This window comes from Variovorax sp. 01T439_2 (assembly GCF_056398445.1).
The window spans coordinates 1-15,434 of the sequence record NZ_JBFTPJ010000078.1; the positions used below are offsets into that span (position 1 = coordinate 1).

At 64.2% G+C, this 15,434-nt stretch carries 17 protein-coding genes; 15 read left to right on the forward strand and 2 right to left on the reverse strand.

The genetic code is table 11. From position 1 onward, the window contains the following. Positions 1 to 98: 98 nt before the first annotated feature. The 14 genes from AC1DOC_RS05960 (at position 99) to AC1DOC_RS06025 (ending at position 12,819) form a co-directional block, all read left to right on the forward strand. Positions 99 to 416 (forward strand): non-heme iron oxygenase ferredoxin subunit, encoded by a 318-nt coding sequence (locus AC1DOC_RS05960; RefSeq protein ID WP_015867061.1) that lies wholly within the window; start codon positions 99 to 101, stop codon positions 414 to 416. Beyond that, a complete protein-coding gene (locus AC1DOC_RS05965) occupies positions 413 to 1,666 on the forward strand; it encodes an NAD(P)/FAD-dependent oxidoreductase (RefSeq protein ID WP_478129533.1) in 1,254 nt (417 codons plus the stop codon). The genes AC1DOC_RS05960 and AC1DOC_RS05965 overlap by 4 nt, the downstream gene beginning before the upstream one ends. A gap of 29 nt (positions 1,667 to 1,695) precedes the next feature. After that, positions 1,696 to 3,006: an aromatic ring-hydroxylating oxygenase subunit alpha gene (locus AC1DOC_RS05970; RefSeq protein WP_478080941.1), complete on the forward strand. Its 1,311-nt coding sequence runs from the start codon at positions 1,696 to 1,698 to the stop codon at positions 3,004 to 3,006. After that, complete coding sequence (locus AC1DOC_RS05975) at positions 3,003 to 3,518, forward strand: aromatic-ring-hydroxylating dioxygenase subunit beta (protein WP_478080940.1); 516 nt, start codon at positions 3,003 to 3,005, stop codon at positions 3,516 to 3,518. The genes AC1DOC_RS05970 and AC1DOC_RS05975 overlap by 4 nt, the downstream gene beginning before the upstream one ends. Positions 3,519 to 3,535: 17 nt before the next feature. Continuing rightward, the gene (locus tag AC1DOC_RS05980; protein ID WP_478080939.1) at positions 3,536 to 4,531 is read left to right on the forward strand and encodes an amidohydrolase family protein; all 996 of its coding nucleotides are present in this window, start codon (positions 3,536 to 3,538) and stop codon (positions 4,529 to 4,531) included. A 23-nt stretch (positions 4,532 to 4,554) separates the two neighbouring features. Next, positions 4,555 to 5,598: a 2,5-dihydroxypyridine 5,6-dioxygenase NicX family protein gene (locus tag AC1DOC_RS05985; RefSeq protein ID WP_478080938.1), complete on the forward strand. Its 1,044-nt coding sequence runs from the start codon at positions 4,555 to 4,557 to the stop codon at positions 5,596 to 5,598. Next, a complete protein-coding gene (locus AC1DOC_RS05990; RefSeq protein ID WP_478080937.1) occupies positions 5,595 to 6,236 on the forward strand; it encodes an isochorismatase family protein in 642 nt (213 codons plus the stop codon). The genes AC1DOC_RS05985 and AC1DOC_RS05990 overlap by 4 nt, the downstream gene beginning before the upstream one ends. Positions 6,237 to 6,316: 80 nt before the next feature. After that, the gene (locus AC1DOC_RS05995) at positions 6,317 to 7,495 is read left to right on the forward strand and encodes an ABC transporter substrate-binding protein (RefSeq protein ID WP_478080936.1); all 1,179 of its coding nucleotides are present in this window, start codon (positions 6,317 to 6,319) and stop codon (positions 7,493 to 7,495) included. Positions 7,496 to 7,510: 15 nt separating this feature from the next. Continuing rightward, positions 7,511 to 8,380, forward strand: a complete 870-nt coding sequence (locus tag AC1DOC_RS06000) for a branched-chain amino acid ABC transporter permease (RefSeq protein WP_478080935.1) — start codon at positions 7,511 to 7,513, stop codon at positions 8,378 to 8,380. Continuing rightward, positions 8,377 to 9,390, forward strand: coding sequence for a branched-chain amino acid ABC transporter permease (locus tag AC1DOC_RS06005; protein ID WP_478084391.1), 1,014 nt, complete (start codon positions 8,377 to 8,379; stop codon positions 9,388 to 9,390). The genes AC1DOC_RS06000 and AC1DOC_RS06005 overlap by 4 nt, the downstream gene beginning before the upstream one ends. Further along, positions 9,387 to 10,151: an ABC transporter ATP-binding protein gene (locus AC1DOC_RS06010; protein WP_015867071.1), complete on the forward strand. Its 765-nt coding sequence runs from the start codon at positions 9,387 to 9,389 to the stop codon at positions 10,149 to 10,151. The genes AC1DOC_RS06005 and AC1DOC_RS06010 overlap by 4 nt, the downstream gene beginning before the upstream one ends. Continuing rightward, a complete protein-coding gene (locus tag AC1DOC_RS06015; protein ID WP_478129534.1) occupies positions 10,132 to 10,860 on the forward strand; it encodes an ABC transporter ATP-binding protein in 729 nt (242 codons plus the stop codon). Before AC1DOC_RS06010 ends, AC1DOC_RS06015 begins: the two co-directional genes overlap by 20 nt. 8 nt (positions 10,861 to 10,868) lie before the next feature. After that, the gene (locus AC1DOC_RS06020) at positions 10,869 to 11,921 is read left to right on the forward strand and encodes an MFS transporter (RefSeq protein ID WP_478129535.1); all 1,053 of its coding nucleotides are present in this window, start codon (positions 10,869 to 10,871) and stop codon (positions 11,919 to 11,921) included. 25 nt (positions 11,922 to 11,946) lie between these two features. After that, positions 11,947 to 12,819, forward strand: a complete 873-nt coding sequence (locus AC1DOC_RS06025; RefSeq protein ID WP_319362201.1) for a LysR substrate-binding domain-containing protein — start codon at positions 11,947 to 11,949, stop codon at positions 12,817 to 12,819. Between the two features lie 21 nt (positions 12,820 to 12,840). On the opposite strand, the gene AC1DOC_RS06030 is transcribed toward AC1DOC_RS06025, so the two are convergent. Beyond that, positions 12,841 to 13,701 (reverse strand): EamA family transporter, encoded by an 861-nt coding sequence (locus AC1DOC_RS06030; protein ID WP_478080931.1) that lies wholly within the window; start codon positions 13,699 to 13,701, stop codon positions 12,841 to 12,843. Next, complete coding sequence (locus AC1DOC_RS06035) at positions 13,701 to 14,579, reverse strand: MurR/RpiR family transcriptional regulator (RefSeq protein ID WP_478080945.1); 879 nt, start codon at positions 14,577 to 14,579, stop codon at positions 13,701 to 13,703. The genes AC1DOC_RS06030 and AC1DOC_RS06035 overlap by 1 nt, the downstream gene beginning before the upstream one ends. An 88-nt stretch (positions 14,580 to 14,667) precedes the next feature. Between AC1DOC_RS06035 and AC1DOC_RS06040 the strand changes: the two genes are divergently transcribed. Beyond that, the coding region (locus AC1DOC_RS06040; protein WP_478129536.1) for an oxidoreductase at positions 14,668 to 15,434 on the forward strand (767 nt) is incomplete at its 3' end.

Sequence of the window (15,434 nt, forward strand, 5' to 3'; positions counted from 1 at the left end):
AACAAGTACAAACCCGCACTTGAAAAGACAAACCGATCCAACTAATATGACAGTTCACTGAGTATTTATTTCAGATCTTTAAACGACTGGATGGAGCCATGGATTGGATCAAGGTCGCCTCGGCGCAAGAACTGAGCAACGATGAAGCGAAGACGGTCGACGTCGCTGGCTACGGGGTTGCGCTGTACCGGATCGACGACGAGTTTTTCGCCACAGACAGCATGTGCACCCATGCCACCGCTCTGCTGTCGGAGGGTTACGTGGAAGACGGTTGTGTCGAATGCCCCCTGCATCAGGGCCGCTTCGACATTCGTACGGGCAAAGCGATGTGTGCGCCGGTCACCGTGGACCTGCGCACCCATGCCGTGAAGCGGGAGGGCGATCACATCTACGTGTTGTCGCCTGCCGGCAAATGACCTCACGCGGCATCGTCATCGTCGGTGCGGGCCAGTCGGCGGCTGTCGCGGCACACGCCCTGCGCGAGCATGGCTACAGCGGACGCATCACGATGCTGGGGCGCGAGGGCCACAGACCGTATGAGCGCCCGCCTTTGTCCAAGGCCGTCCTGGTCGCTGCCGACGCCCCCCGGCTGGACGTCCTCACGGACGAATCCTGGGCGCGCAGCAAGATCGACCTGCTCAGCGGCAGCGATGCGGTTGCGCTGGATCTTGCGCAGCAGCACGTCCGCCTGGCGGACGGGCAGGTGCTCGGGTACGAGCTCTGCCTGCTCGCTACCGGCGGCGAAGCGGTCACGCTCGCGTCCGTTCCGGCTGCCCGCCCGGGTGTGCATTACATCCGGACCCTGGATGACGCGCGCAGGCTGCGAGCAGCCCTTCAAGGAACGCCGCAAGTCGCAATTCTTGGCGGAGGTTTCCTCGGCCTCGAAATCGCCCACTCGGCACTGTCCGCAGGCGCTTCGGTGACAGTGCTCGAACGCGCCACAGCCCTGCTCGATCGCTTTGTGCCGCCGCAGGCGTCGGCATGGCTGGAATCGCGAACGCGCGCAGCGGGCGCAACGCTCCTGCTCGGTGCTTCCTGCAGCGGCGTCCATTCACTGCCGGCCGGTCGGTCGCGCCTGAGCACCAGCACCGGCGATCTGGAAGTGGATGAGGTGGTCGTCGCCATCGGCCTGTTGCCCAACGACGCGCTGGCGCGCGATGCGGGGCTGCAGATCGCGGCAGGCGGCGGCATTCTGGTCGACACGTCCTGCCGCACCAGCGACGCACACGTGTTTGCATGTGGCGACTGCACCAGCCAGCGCCGCCCCGGCCAGGCGGCACCAACGCGCCTCGAATCCTGGCAGAACGCGAACGAGCAGGGGMGCACTGCCGCTGCCGCCATGCTGGGCCTGCCTCTTCCTGCACCCGCGGTGCCGTGGTTCTGGACCGACCAGGGGAAACACAACATCCAGATGCTGGGCCTGCCGGCCAGCGATCTCGAATATGTGCGCCGCGGCGACCCGGCCGATGACAAGGCGCTGTGGATCGGCCATCGGGGTTCCGTCCCCTTGCACGGCGTCGCCATCAATGCGGGCGCCGATCTGCGAGCCGTTCGCCCTCTCTTCGAACGTGGGCGGCCCGTGCAGCTGGAGGACTTTCAACTGGACGCCACCAATCTGCGCACATGGGCCAAGCAGATGCAGGCCGACGTCGCGACCACCGCTTAAACCACCYCTCTCAAAGCTAAGGAGCTTTCATGTATCAATCGCAGGCGGTCATCGGCATCACGAATGCCCGAAAGAACCCGCCCTTGGAACATTGCGTCTGGCCAGCGGACGCCATGAACAACATCCCGGACTGGGTCTACACCAGCCAGGCGATCTATGACCAGGAGATCGAGCGCATCTTTCGCGGCGACACCTGGAATTTTGTCGCCCTGGAAGCGGAGATTCCCAACCCGGGCGACTACAAGCGCGGTTATGTCGGCGCCACGGCTGTCGTGATCGTGCGTGCGGAGGACCACACGATCTCCGTCTTTGAGAACCGCTGTGCCCATCGCGGCGCGGAGTTCTGTCGCGCCAGCCAGGGAAATACGAAGGAGTTCGTCTGTCCCTACCACCAGTGGTCGTACGACCTTAAGGGCAACCTGCAGGGCGTTCCGTTCAAGCGCGGCATCAACAAGGTCGGTGGCATGCCGTCGGACTTCAAGAACGCCGACCACGGCACCCGCCAATTGCGCGTGGCCACACGCAACGGCGTGATCTTCGCCACCTACTCCGACAAGACCCCTCCTCTGGAAGAGTACATGACCCAGGAGATCGTCGAGGAGTTCGACGTTCCCTTCTCGGGCAAGAAACTCAAGATCCTGGGCTATTGCCGCAACGAGCTTCCCTGCAACTGGAAGATGTACCACGAGAACCTCAAGGATCCGTACCACGCAACGCTACTCCATTCGTTTCTCGTGGTGTTTGGCCTGCTGGTTCCCGGCATCAAGTCGATCGTGTTTGCAGACAAGGCACATGGTCGCCATGGCTTCATGGCGTCGGCCAAGCCAGACGAGATCTATGCCACTGTCGCCGACGACGACAAGGCGCAGATGCGATCCTTCAGCGACAACCTCCGGTTGCGCGACGAACGGTTCCTGGACTATGTACGGGAGTTCAAGTCGCCCTGGTCCGCCAACATGATGACCATGTGGCCGAACCTCATCGTTCAGCGCCAGATGAACACGATGGGTGTGCGCCAGATCATCCCGAACGGTCCGAACAGCATGGTGATGCAGTGGACGATGTTCGGGTACGAGGACGACACGCCGGAGATGACACGGCACCGCCTGCGTCAGGGCAACCTGATGGGCCCAGCCGGCTTCCTGGGCCTCGAGGACAACGAGGCATTGAAGTTCGTGCAGGAAGGCCTGCGCAACTCTTCCACGGACAACAACGTCGTCAAGCTCGATGCCGGCCACCAGGGCACGGCACGCAATCTCATCTCCGAGTCCTGCATCCGCTCCCTCTACCAGTACTACCGGGACGTGATGGACATCCGTGTCGCGGAGAAAGCAGCATGAAGGATCGCCTCGCCTACGCCAGGACCACCCTCTCGCCGCGACGCGCGGCCGAGCTGCGCGCCGAGATCGAGTCGTTTCACGTCGAGTACTGCGCGGTCCTGGATGCGAACGACGTCGAACGCTGGCCGGACTTCTTCAGCCAGGAAGCGACGTACCGCGTGACCTCGCGCCAGAACGCGCTCTTGAACATGCCCGTGGGACTCATCTACTGCGAGGGTCTGGACATGATCATCGACCGCGCCCTCGCCGTCGCGCACTCGCAGATGTTCGCGCCGAGGCACATGCTGCATGTGCTGGGGATTGCGCGCGTACTGCAAGAGGCGGGAAACACGATCAGTTCCCAGACGCCCTTCATCCTGATGCAGACCCTGGTGGAGGGCCCATCGACGGTGCACCTGGCCGGGGTCTATCACGACCGCTTCGTGCGCGACGGCGAACGGCTGCTGCTTGCCAGCCGTGAAGTGATCCACGACACGGAAATTCTCGACACCGCCTTGGCGTACCCCGTCTGAGGCCACCTAGGAAGACCATGAATCAAACCCCAAAAATCGCGCTGGAGGAGCACTTCTCCGCCCCCGGCTTCGACGCGTACTCCGCCCCTTACACGCGAGCGCTGCCCGCCGAATTCGTCGCCAAGCTCGACGCCAGGCTGACCGACTTCGACGATCAGCGCCTTGCAGAGATGGACGCAGGGAACATCGAGTACGTCGTGCTGTCGCAAACGATGCCCGGTGTACAGGCTGAGGCGGATCGCGACACCGCCGTGCGCCGAGCACGCGAGAACAACGAATTCCTTGCCGAGCGCGTGTCGCGCCATCCGCAACGCTTCGGCGCCTTCGCCCACGTGGCCATGCAGGACCCGAGCGCCGCAGCCAAGGAGCTGGAGCGCACCGTCGTCGAACACGGCTTCAAAGGCGCGATGATCAACGGCCATACCCTGGGTCGCTACTACGAAGGTGGCGCGTTCGATGTGTTCTGGGAGCGCGCACAGGCGCTCGGCGTTCCCATCTATCTGCATCCCAACGCGTTCAGCCAGGCGCCGGCCCTGCTCGAAGGCATGCCGGTGCTCCAGGGCGCTGCATGGGGATGGGGCGTGGAGACGGCGGGCCATGCGTTGCGCCTTCTGTTCGGCGGGGTGTTCGACCGATTCCCGCGCCTGACACTGGTGTTGGGCCACATGGGGGAGGCCCTGCCGTACCAGCGCTGGCGCATCGACAGCCGCTTCGCGGCGTATCCATCCGGCATCAAGTTGACGCGCAAGCCCAGCGAGTACATCGGCAGCAACATCCTGATCACCACGTCCGGCGTGTGCTCCGCACCGGCCCTCCTGGGCGCCATTGGCGAGCTTGGGGAACAGGCCGTGCTCTTTTCGGTGGACTACCCCTACGAGTCCACCGCCGAGGCCTGCACCTTCATCGAAGACGCCCCCCTGGACGACAAGACCCGGGCACAGGTGTGCCATGGCAATGCGCGCCGGCTCTTCAAGCTAGGCAGCCCAGAAGACCTGGCGCTGCTGCAGTTCTGACACTTCACTCCAAAGGACGAAAAATGGCAGTCAGCGACTATCAGATGATCAAGGCCTGGGACGAGGTCCTGAAGCTCAGCAAAGTCGAGCGCGGACAGACGGTCTCCATTCTGTGCGGCCCCCACACGCATCCCCAGACGCTCCAGACAGCGACGATCGCTGCGCAGGCCGCAGGCGCGATCGTGACCAGGATCGAGCTGCAACCCATCAACGCAGAAAAGGCTACCAGCCGCGACCTGATGAGCTACCTGGGCGCAACGCCCCTGACCAACAACCCGGCCGCGCTGGCGGCGATGAAGAACAGTGACCTCGTCCTGGACTTGATGCTGCTGCTGTTCTCGCCCGAGCAGATGGAGATCCTGGAGTCTGGAACGAAGATCCTGCTCGCCGTGGAGCCACCGGAGGTCCTGGTGCGGGCGGTGCCGACCGAAGCCGATCGCAAGCGCGTGCTGGACGCGTCGAAGCTGCTCAAGAAGGCCAAGACGATGCACGTGACCTCGCCGGCCGGCACGGACGTGACGTTCCAGCTCGGCGAATTTCCGGTCATCACCGAGTACGGCTTCTGCGAGGAACCCGGTCGCTGGGACCACTGGCCGAGCGGCTTTCTCTTCACTTTCGCCAACGAAGGCGGCAGCGACGGCACCATCGTGATCGATCGCGGTGACATCCTGCTGCCGCAGAAGAACTACGTCTCGGACAAGATCACGATGAATCTGAGCGGCGGTTTCGTGCGCAGCATCGAAGGCGACGTCGATGCCGCCCTGCTGCGCGAATTCATGGAAGCCTACAAGGACCCCGAGGCCTACGCCATCGCGCACATCGGCTGGGGGATGCAGTCACGGTGCTACTGGCACACGCTGTCGCTGATGGACCGCGAAGCGACGACCGGCCAGGATGCGCGCTCGTTCGAAGGCAACTTCTTGTTCTCCCTGGGCCCGAACAACGAGGCCGGCGGCTCTCGCACCACGCCTTGTCACCTCGACATTCCGCTGCGCAATTGCACGGTGGCGCTGGATGGCATCGTCGTGGTTCGCGACGGCAAGGTGATCGACGGGGCTTTCCAATGAGCGTCGATCAAGACATCTACCAGAAGCAAGGGTTCGGCAATGCCGTGGCGCCCATGGCGCCCTACGGACTGTTGATCATCGACTTCATCAATGGTTTCGCCGATCCGCTCACGTTCGGCGGCGGCAACATCGGCCCCGCCATCGAATGCACGCGCGGGCTTCTCGCCCAAGCCCGCCAGCGCCAATGGCCGATCGTGCACACGCGGGTCGTGTATCAGGACGATGGCGCCGACGCCAACATCTTCGCGCTCAAGGTGCCCCCCATCCTTGCCCTGCGCGAGGATGCGCCCGAAAGCCAGATCGTTCCGCAACTGCAGCCGGTGGCCGGGGAGTTGGTGCTGCGCAAGACAAGTCCCTCGGCCTTCTTCGGAACTTCGCTGGCCGCCTGGTTGTCCCTGCGCGGCATACGGACCCTCCTGATTGCCGGGTGCACGACCAGCGGCTGTGTCCGCGCCAGTGTGGTCGACGCCATGTGCCACGGGTTCCGCCCCCTCGTCGTGACCGACTGCGTGGGGGACCGGTCGCTGCAGGCCCACGAGGCCAACCTGTTCGACATGAATCAGAAGTACGCGACCTTGATGGCCCGTGATGTCGCCCTTGAGGCGACCACCAGGGCAGAAAACGGCGCCTCGGTCTGACATCCGTTCGAAGGTCCGTCACCTCGTTCGAACCCCTGGCGCTCACCGCGCCAGGCACGCCCCACTATTTGGAGAAAAGAATGACCATCAAATTCGTTGCCGCCTTGGCGGTCTCACTCGCGACGATCGCCTTTCAGGCCCGCGCCGACGCCATCAAGGTTGGCGTCATCGCGCCGATGTCCGGACCGTTTTCAGCCGTGGGGCAAACCTGGGAGGGTGCGACCAAGGCATACCAGAAGCTCAATGGCACGACCGCGGGCGGGCACACGATCGAGGTCATCTATCGCGACCTTCCGGAGATCAATCCCGCGCAAGCCAAGGCCCTGGCACAGGAACTGATTGTCAAGGAAGGCGCCCAGTACATCGCCGGCCTCTATTTCACCCCTGACACCCTGGCCGTCGCTGCGCTGGCCCAGGAAGCCAAGGTACCGGTCGTGATCTTCAACGCGTCGACGTCCTCGCTTCTGGACAAGTCGGACTTCCTGCTGCGCACGTCATACACCTTGCCGCAGATGGCGGTGCCTGTGGCCAAGTACGCGCTGGAGAAGAATGTCAGGAATGCCGTCACGCTGGTCAGCGACTTTGGTCCCGGACTGGACGCCGAGAAGTCTTTCACCACGGCGTTCGTCAGCGGCGGAGGCAAGCTGCTCGAGGCCATCCGTGCGCCGTTGAAGACAACCGACTTTGGTCCCCTGATGCAGCGCGTGAAGGCGCTCAAGCCCGACGCCCTCTACGTCTTCGCCCCAGGCGGTCCTGCGACCTACGCGATGGTCAAGGCATACAACGAGGCTGGGTTGAGGGCCGCCGGCGTGCGCTTTCTCGGCACTGCCGAAACCGATGAGGACCAGCTGCGCGCGATCGGCCCGGATCTTCTGGGCATCGAGACGGGCATGTTCTATTCGGCAACGCACAACTCTGCGCTGAACAACGCTGTCATCAAGGCCCTCGGCGAGGTTGCCCCGAAGGCCATTCCGACCGTCCAGCTTGCGAACGCGTATGACGGTCTGCATGTGATCTATCACATGGTCAAGGCAACCGATGGGAAGCGGGACGGCGCCAAGGCGCTTGCCAGCGCCAAGGGTCATTCCTGGGAAAGTCCGCGAGGCCCCGTGAAGATCGACCCGGCTTCGCGCGAGTTCGTGCAGAACGTCTACATGCGCGTGGTCGAAAAGGACCCGTCCGGACGCTACGTCAATCGGGAATTCCGGACGTTCGAGATGCAGCCCGATTACGGCCGCACGCAGAACGCTTCCAAGTAACCCAGAGTCTGCAGCATGTCTCTCGCGCTTCTTAGCAGCATTCTGATCGACGGGGTCGCGTACGCGATGATCCTGTTCATGATCACAGTGGGCCTGTCGATGACGATGGGCCTGATGCGGGTGGTGAATCTGGCCCATGGCGCCTTCGCGATGCTCGGTGGCTTCTTCGCAGCCACGATCCCGCAACGCCTGGGCGTGCCGATCTGGCTGGGCTTCGTGCTGGCCATCGTCCTGGTCGGGCTGGTTGCGCTGCTGTTCGAGCGCATCCTGCTTCGGCGCTTCTATCGACGTGACGACCTCGATCAGATGCTGATGACGATCGGGCTGATGTTCGTGGCAACAGCCGCGGTGAATCTGCTGTTCGGATCCACTGTGACATCGGTGGCGCTGCCGGAGCTGTTCAACGGCACGGTCGATCTGGGCTTTCGGTCCATCCCTCGGCATCGGCTCATCGTTATGGCGTGTGGGCTCGTTGTCGTCTGCGTTCTCTGGCTGGCGGTGGACAAATCTTCCTTTGGCATCCGGGTACGCGCTGCAGTCGACAACGCGCCCATCGCCCGGGCCATCGGCATCGATACCACGAAGATCTATGCCGCCACTTTTGTGATGGGTGCAGCGCTCGCGGCTCTGGGGGGCATCGCTGGCGCGGAATTGCTGCCCATGGAGCCGACCTACGCCTCCAAATACTTGGTGATCCTCCTGGCCGTCGTCGCCGTGGGAGGCAACGGAAATCTGTTTGGCTCATTCTTTGCAGCGTTGCTGCTGGGCATTGTGGAGACTTCGATGAAATACATGGTTCCGCAGCTCGCATCGGCTGCGTTTTTCCTGACGATGATCATCGTCCTGCTGGTTCGACCGCAAGGGTTGTTCGGGAGACACGCATGAACGCGGTCAGTGCGCCCATGACGGTGACCGCACCGTCTCGCGTCCGCCCGTGGATGCAGCTGCGCGGAGAGCTCGTGCTGATGCTGGTGGGATTGCTGGCTTTCGTGCTGTTCCCGCAGGACCTCGGTTTGCTCACCAACATGGCGACCATGTCCATCTTCGCGCTGTCACTGAGTCTCGTGCTGGGGCAGGCAGGCATTGCGACCTTGGGCCAGGCCGCGTTGTACGGCAGCGGCGCCTACGTCGCGGGCTGGACGGCGCTGTATCTGACGGCAGATCCGATTGTGGGCTTGCTGCTGGGCGGGCTGGGCGGCGGCGTGATCGCGCTGCTGAGCGGCGCCGTCATGCTGCGGTCGACCAAACTGACGCTGGTCATGCTGACCATCGCGGTCGCCCAGCTGCTGCTTGAACTGGCCAATTGGGCGAGGTGGCTCACGGGCGGCGACGATGGACTTGCCGGCTTCAACATCGGTCCCTTGCTCGGCATCTGGGAATTCAACTTCCTGAGTTACACGGGCTACTTCTATGCTCTGGGCGCACTTGTGCTTGTGTACTTCCTGCTGAGGAACCTTGTGGAGTCGCCGTTCGGTCTCACGGCCCGGGCGATCCGCCAGGATCCCGGACGCGTTCAGGCGCTCGGAGGGCGCGTCTATTTGCACTTGCTGGCCGTCTACACGGTCGGCGGCAGCGTGGCCGGGCTGGCTGGCGCATTGACGGCACAGACCAGCAAAGTCGCCAACCTCTTCATGCTGGATTTCACGACATCGGCCGGTGTCGTGGTCATGATCGTTCTGGGTGGAACGCGCCGTCTGTCGGGCGCCGTGCTCGGCACTGTCGCGTACATGACCATCCATCACATCGCATCGACCTTGAACCCCTATCACTGGTTGTTCTTCATTGGGTCGATGCTGATCGTCGTACTCATCGTCCTGCCCGGAGGCTTGATCGGACTTGTGGACCGCACTGTGGCGTACACCAAGCGGCCTGGCCGCAGTGGGGTGGCTCGATGACCCACCGACTCCAAACCCACGGCCTGTGTCACTCCTTTGGCGGCCTGGCAGTCACGCAGAACGTCACGCTGTCCCTCCCCCCAGGAGCCCGCACTGCATTGATCGGTCCGAATGGCGCTGGCAAGACGACTTTGGTCAACCTGCTGAGCGGGGCGATGCGCCCGCAGTCGGGTGACATCCAGCTGGACGGCCGCTCGATCGTCCAGCTGCCGCAGTACGCACGCGTGCGCAACGGCATCGTTCGCACGTTCCAGATCAGCCGCCTCTTCAAGGAACTCACCGTGGCGGACAACGTCAGGGTCGCCGTGTTGCAGCGGCACCGGGCTTCCATGCAGTGGTGGCCCTCGCCAGTGCGTTCCGCACGCGTGCAAAAAGATGTCGACGAGACACTCGGCATGCTGGGACTGCACCCCTATGCGAACCGGGTGGTGGGACAACTGGCACTGGGCGAGCAGCGGCTTGCGGAGATCGCCCTGGCGCTTGCGATGAGGCCGCAGGTGCTGCTCCTCGATGAGCCGGGCGCAGGCGTGCCGCAGGGTGAGGGCGGCCGCATCATGGAAGCCATCGGAAGCTTGCCGAAGGATCTATCCGTCCTGCTGATCGAGCACGACATGGACTTGGTGTTCCGGTTCGCCTCGCACATCATCGTCCTGGTCGCCGGTGCGGTGATGGTCGAGGGGACGCCGCAGGAAGTCGCTGCCAACGAGCAGGTCAAGCAAATCTACTTCGGACGAGACGGACATGCCCAAGCCCACCATTGAACTCCGGTTCGACGACGTCACCGCAGGCTATGGCGGCCTGCCCGTCCTCGAGCATCTCAGCTTCAGCGTACGCGAAGGCGAGCGCCTTGGTCTGATCGGACGCAACGGCGCCGGCAAGACCACGACGCTCGCGACGGCCATGGGCCTGGCCGACCTGATGAAGGGGCGCATTCACTTCGGCGGCGACGACATCAGCAACGCGAGCACCTACGCACGCTCGCGCGCCGGCCTCGGCTACGTACCGCAGAGCCGCGACATCTTCCCCTCACTGACAGTGGAGGAGAACCTGCTGTCGGGCTTGCAGGGACGCTCGGCGAGCGTTGCCCTGCCACCGATCTATGCGCTGTTTCCACGGCTCAAGGAGCGCCGACGCAACGGAGGCACACAGCTGTCGGGCGGCGAGCAGCAAATGCTGTCCGTGGCACGCGCACTCGTCGGACAGCCGCGCATCCTGCTGCTCGACGAACCGCTGGAAGGCCTGGCGCCAATGGTGCGCGAGGAGTTGATGGATGCCATCGTCCGAATGAGTGATCAGCTCGGAGTAGGCTGCATCATCGTGGAGCAACACGTGGATGTCGTTCTCGAGTTTTCCAACAACGTGATCGTGCTGGAACGGGGCCTGACCGCCTACGCCGGGTCAGCCGCGGTACGAAGCCGCTCGCCGCCGAGTTCGGGTGGACCAGAGGCACCGCGTCCCTGGGCTCGCTGATCAGCAGCGTGCTGCTCGGATGCGCGGCGCCGTTCATCGGGCAGGTGATCGACCGGTACGGCGCGCGACGCGTCACCCTGCTCTCCCTGGTGGGCCTGTCGACCTCGTTCCTGCTTCTGGGCGTATGGACGCAGGGGCTGGCCAGTTTTCTGGCGCTGGTCACGGTCTTGACACTGCTCGGTGGCGCGACCTCGCCCTTGTCCTTCACGAAGATCCTCGTGGGCAAGTTCTCTCGCCAACGCGGACTGGCCCTGGGCATCGCCATCACCGGAACGGGCGTTGGGGCCATCCTGATACCGTTGATCGTCACGCCGGCCATCGCCCATTTCGGATGGCGAGCCACCTACCTGGGCCTTGCGGCCGTCGTCCTTGTACTCTTGCCATTGATTGCCTACTTCCTGCGGGGCGCGGATGCGGCCCCTGCAGAGAAGGGCCGCCGTGCCCCAGCTGGAAGTAACCTGAAGGCGCTGGTCGATCCGCGCTTTTTCCGCATTGCCGCTGTCTTCCTGTTGTGCTCGGTCGGCATCTTCGGCACCATCGTCCACGTCGTTCCGATGCTCACTGACCTGGGGCTTTCCCCGAACCGTGCCGCCGGTCTCGCCAGCATCCTTGGCGTGGCGGTCATCGTCGGACGAATCGTCACCGGCTTTCTGTTGGACATGTTCGATGCCGCGCGCTTGTCGGCGACGCTCTTCATGCTGTCTGCCACCGGCATGCTGCTGCTGGCAACGGGCCAACCGGCTCTGGTGCTTCCCGGGTTGCTCATGACTGGCTTCGCGGTCGGCGCGGAGTTCGATCTCGCAGCCTACCTGGTGAGCCGGAAATTCCCGCTGAACCTCTACAGCACCCTCTTCGGGGGTGTCTATGCCACGGTGGCCATTGGCGCCGGCATCGGGCCATTCCTCGCGGGACGGCTCTTTGACATTTCCGGCAGCTATGTCTCGTGGCTCTGTCTGGCAGCGGGATTGCTGCTTGCGGCCGCAATGCTCTGCCTCATGGAACGTCCGGCCGCCAAGCACGCGAGCGGCACGGTCGCAGCGGCGGGTTCGAGCGAGCGCTGAGTTCGCTACGCCTTCACTGGTCACGATGCACAGTCTCCGTGCGCTCCTGGGCCCGCTGCGCGTGTTCGATGCAGTGTGCCGCGCCAAAGGGATCACACGCGCCGCCCAGGTGCTTCATGTGACGCCCGGTGCAGTCAGCCAGCAAGTCAAGCAGCTGGAGGTCGGGCTCGGAGCGCAGCTGTTTCAGAAATCCGGCCGCGAGATCGAGCTCACCGCGGTGGGCAAACGACTGGCCCACCGCGTTTCGGATGCTTTCGATCGCCTGAACGATGCGCTCAATGACGTGGTCGATGTCCAGCTGGACAAGCGGCTGCGCCTGAAAGTGACGCCGAGCCTTGCCATCCGATGGTTGGTGCCTCGCCTGCGGGGCTTCTACGCGCAACATCCCGACATTGACCTGGAGATTTCGACCATTGCAATGGCCGACGACATCCGGCTCGAGGGCGCAGACTGCGCGATCCGGCATGGCATGGGAGAGTGGGCCGATGTCGAGCTGGACCACCTCTTCGACGACGAATTTCTTCCTGTCTGCGCACCCCACCTGGCCAGGCATTTGAAGACACCTCAAGACCTGCTGCAAGCCAACCTGCTGCACTCGATGATGCGGCCGGAAGCCTGGTCGCTCTGGTTCAGTTCGGCCGAACTTGTAGACTCCCCGCGTCTGCATGGAATCACCTTGGCGAATGCTGCGCTGTGCTACCAGGCGGCGGCCGATGGATTGGGGATTGCCATCGCCCAGCGCGCCTACGTGGACGATGACCTACGCAGCGGGCGGCTCGTCATCGCCGTGGATCACGTTGCCAGAACGGAGTCCGGGTATTACCTGGTCTGCGATCCGCTGAAAGCGGCAGAGGCTCCCGTGAAGCTCTTCAGAGATTGGATCCGCTCTGTCCGGTAGCAAGGGGTATCGAAGAAGGCATCAAAGACTGATCGCCGCGATCCCCGCCAGCACGATCACCGCGCCGGCAATGCGGCGCGCGAGATGTCCCTCGCCAAACAGTCTGCACGCGACGAGTGAGCCGATGACGATGGACGACTCGCGCAGGGGCGCGACAAGCGCCACCGGCGCCTTCAGCATGGCGGTGAGAACGAGGATGTAGGCGAGCGGGGAGAACACAGCCACGATGAGGATCGGCACGGCGTCGGCACGGATGGCCGCTCGAATGCGATGGCGCCGACGCAGCAAACTGGGGGTCAGGATCAGGCTCTGCAGCAGCAGCGTGGCGGCGTAGTAGCTCACAGGCGCCAGGTGCAGCGCGACGACCGAATAGCCGTCCCAGACCGTGTAGGCGGCGATGGTCGCCCCCGTCGCAGCGCCCCAGAGCAAGCCCTGAAGCGGCCGGCGGCTTGCGCTTCTGAACGGGTTGCCGGTGACGACGAGAATGCCCGCCACGACAAGCGAAGCGCCGGACATCGCGGCAGCGGTGAGCTGTTCGTCCAGGAGCAGGATCGCGAACAGCATCGCCAGTATCGGCCCGGTGCCGCGGGCGACCGGATAAACCACCCCCAGTTCAGCGCGTTCGTAGCCGGCCTGCAAGGTCAGAGAATAAGCGGTGTGCAACACGGCCGAGACAGCGGCGCCCGCCGCAAGCTGCCAGCCGAGCACCTGCTGCCCATCCGCCATGAAGGCGAGGCTGATCGGGACACACAGCAGCGCCGAAGCGTAGGTGTAGGCGCAGACGAACAGGACGGCATCACCGCGCTTGTACTTCGAGGCCAGGTTCCACACCGCATGAGCTACCGCCGCGGCGAGGACCATCGCGACGGTGCCAGGCGGCATCAGGCGATATCGGGCAGGTCGATGCCCGCCCGTTCGGCGCGACGACTGCGCTGCGGGTCGCGCAGCGCGACRGCCGCGACCAGTGCGTCGATCACCACGAGCTGCGCCAGCCGACTCCCGGCCGCGGCCATCTGGGCCGTCAGTGGTGCACCGCCAACGACAAGCGCGATGTTCGCGAGTGTCGCCAGCGGTGCGCCGTACTGGTTGGTGATGGCGATGAGCGAGGCTCCGGCAGAAGATGCCGCATCGGCGATGGCGAGCGTCGTCGAGGTGCGTCCGGTCGAACTGATGGCGATGACGGCGTCACCGGGGCCCAGGAGCCGCGTCGCGATCATTGCCGATAGATGGTCCGCAATGCCGATGGTCGTCACGCCGACCGCGCGCAGTCGGAAGACCGCATCTGCGGCGACCGTCGCCGAGGGGCCGGCTCCGAATGCGATCACCTGGCGCGCCTGCTCGATGGTGCTGACTGCCCGCTCGAGCGCCGACAGCTCCAGGGCTCCTCCGAGCGCGGTCAGTGCGTCAGTGCCTGCGCGGATCGAGGCTTCGAGCACCGCTGCAGTCGTCGCACCCGCGGTGAGCACGCCAGGCGGCGCAAAGAACCCGGTGGTACCGCGGGCACGCGCGATCTCGATCTTCAGTTCGGTGAAACCGCTGAACCCGATCGCACGCGCGGCACGAATCACGCTTGGCGGCGAAACGCCGGCGCGGGCAGCCACCTGCGCGGTCGTGCTCGCGCCAACGAACAAGGGATCGGCGAGCAACAGTTCGACGACCTTTGCCTCGCTGGCAGCGAGATCGCCAGTTCGGGCCTGGATGCTTCCGATCCATTGCAACAAGCGCGCATTACCTGAAATTCTATTACCATCTCTCTTCATATTAGGTAATAGATTACATTGCACCGGAGACGAGCGCAAGCATGGCGCGTACGGAACGCTGAAGGGACGCTCGAAGGAGTCTGTGTTCATGAATACAACAAGGGCTGCATCCATCGCGGTCGTGGGTCCAGGTGCCATCGGTACCGCGATCGCGGCGGCACTGCACGAAGYCGGTCGCACACCGTTGCTGTGCGGCCGCACACCCCGGGATCGCCTGACGCTTCAGGATGGCGATCGCCTCATCACCGTGCCCGGTCCGGTCCGGGTGGATCCCATACAAATCGGTGGGACGGTTGAGCTCGTGTTTCTGGCGGTCAAGGCGACACAGATCGAGGCGGCGGCAGACTGGCTCGCCGCTTTGGGTGGCCCCAAGACTGTCGTGTGCGTTTTGCAGAACGGCGTCGAGCAGTTGGAGCGGATCGCCCTGCATGCCCCGGCCGCGCAGGTCGTTCCCGCGGTCGTGTGGTTTCCTGTGCAGGCCCAGGCCGACGGCTCGGTGCGCCTGCGCGCAGACATGCGCCTGAGCCTGCCAGACACGTCGCATGCCCGCGTGGTGGCCGAGGCGCTGCAAGGCACACGCTGCCGGGTCGAGCTGGCCGCGAACTTCCACGCGCTGGCCTGGCGCAAACTGCTGCAGAACGCGGTGGCCGGATTCATGGTGCTGACGCAACGCCGCTCGGGCATGTTCGGGCGGCCCGATATCGCCGCGCTCGCCCTTGCCTATCTGCGGGAATGCCTGGCCGTGGCGCGCGCCGAGGGTGCAGAACTCGACGAGGGGGTGCCGCAGGAGATTCTCGACAAATTCCAGGCATCTCCCGCAGACATGGGCACCTCCATCCTCACGGATCGCGAAGC

Bases quoted from the DNA above. Each gene is read 5' to 3' on its own strand.
- AC1DOC_RS05960 (WP_015867061.1), top strand. From the start codon at position 99: ATGGATTGGATCAAGGTCGCCTCGGCGCAAGAACTGAGCAACGATGAA.
- AC1DOC_RS05970 (WP_478080941.1), top strand. From the start codon at position 1,696: ATGTATCAATCGCAGGCGGTCATCGGCATCACGAATGCCCGAAAGAAC.
- AC1DOC_RS05975 (WP_478080940.1), top strand. From the start codon at position 3,003: ATGAAGGATCGCCTCGCCTACGCCAGGACCACCCTCTCGCCGCGACGC.
- AC1DOC_RS05980 (WP_478080939.1), top strand. From the start codon at position 3,536: ATGAATCAAACCCCAAAAATCGCGCTGGAGGAGCACTTCTCCGCCCCC.
- AC1DOC_RS05985 (WP_478080938.1), top strand. From the start codon at position 4,555: ATGGCAGTCAGCGACTATCAGATGATCAAGGCCTGGGACGAGGTCCTG.
- AC1DOC_RS05990 (WP_478080937.1), top strand. From the start codon at position 5,595: ATGAGCGTCGATCAAGACATCTACCAGAAGCAAGGGTTCGGCAATGCC.
- AC1DOC_RS05995 (WP_478080936.1), top strand. From the start codon at position 6,317: ATGACCATCAAATTCGTTGCCGCCTTGGCGGTCTCACTCGCGACGATC.
- AC1DOC_RS06000 (WP_478080935.1), top strand. From the start codon at position 7,511: ATGTCTCTCGCGCTTCTTAGCAGCATTCTGATCGACGGGGTCGCGTAC.
- AC1DOC_RS06005 (WP_478084391.1), top strand. From the start codon at position 8,377: ATGAACGCGGTCAGTGCGCCCATGACGGTGACCGCACCGTCTCGCGTC.
- AC1DOC_RS06010 (WP_015867071.1), top strand. From the start codon at position 9,387: ATGACCCACCGACTCCAAACCCACGGCCTGTGTCACTCCTTTGGCGGC.
- AC1DOC_RS06015 (WP_478129534.1), top strand. From the start codon at position 10,132: ATGCCCAAGCCCACCATTGAACTCCGGTTCGACGACGTCACCGCAGGC.
- AC1DOC_RS06025 (WP_319362201.1), top strand. From the start codon at position 11,947: ATGCACAGTCTCCGTGCGCTCCTGGGCCCGCTGCGCGTGTTCGATGCA.
- AC1DOC_RS06030 (WP_478080931.1), bottom strand. From the start codon at position 13,701: ATGCCGCCTGGCACCGTCGCGATGGTCCTCGCCGCGGCGGTAGCTCAT.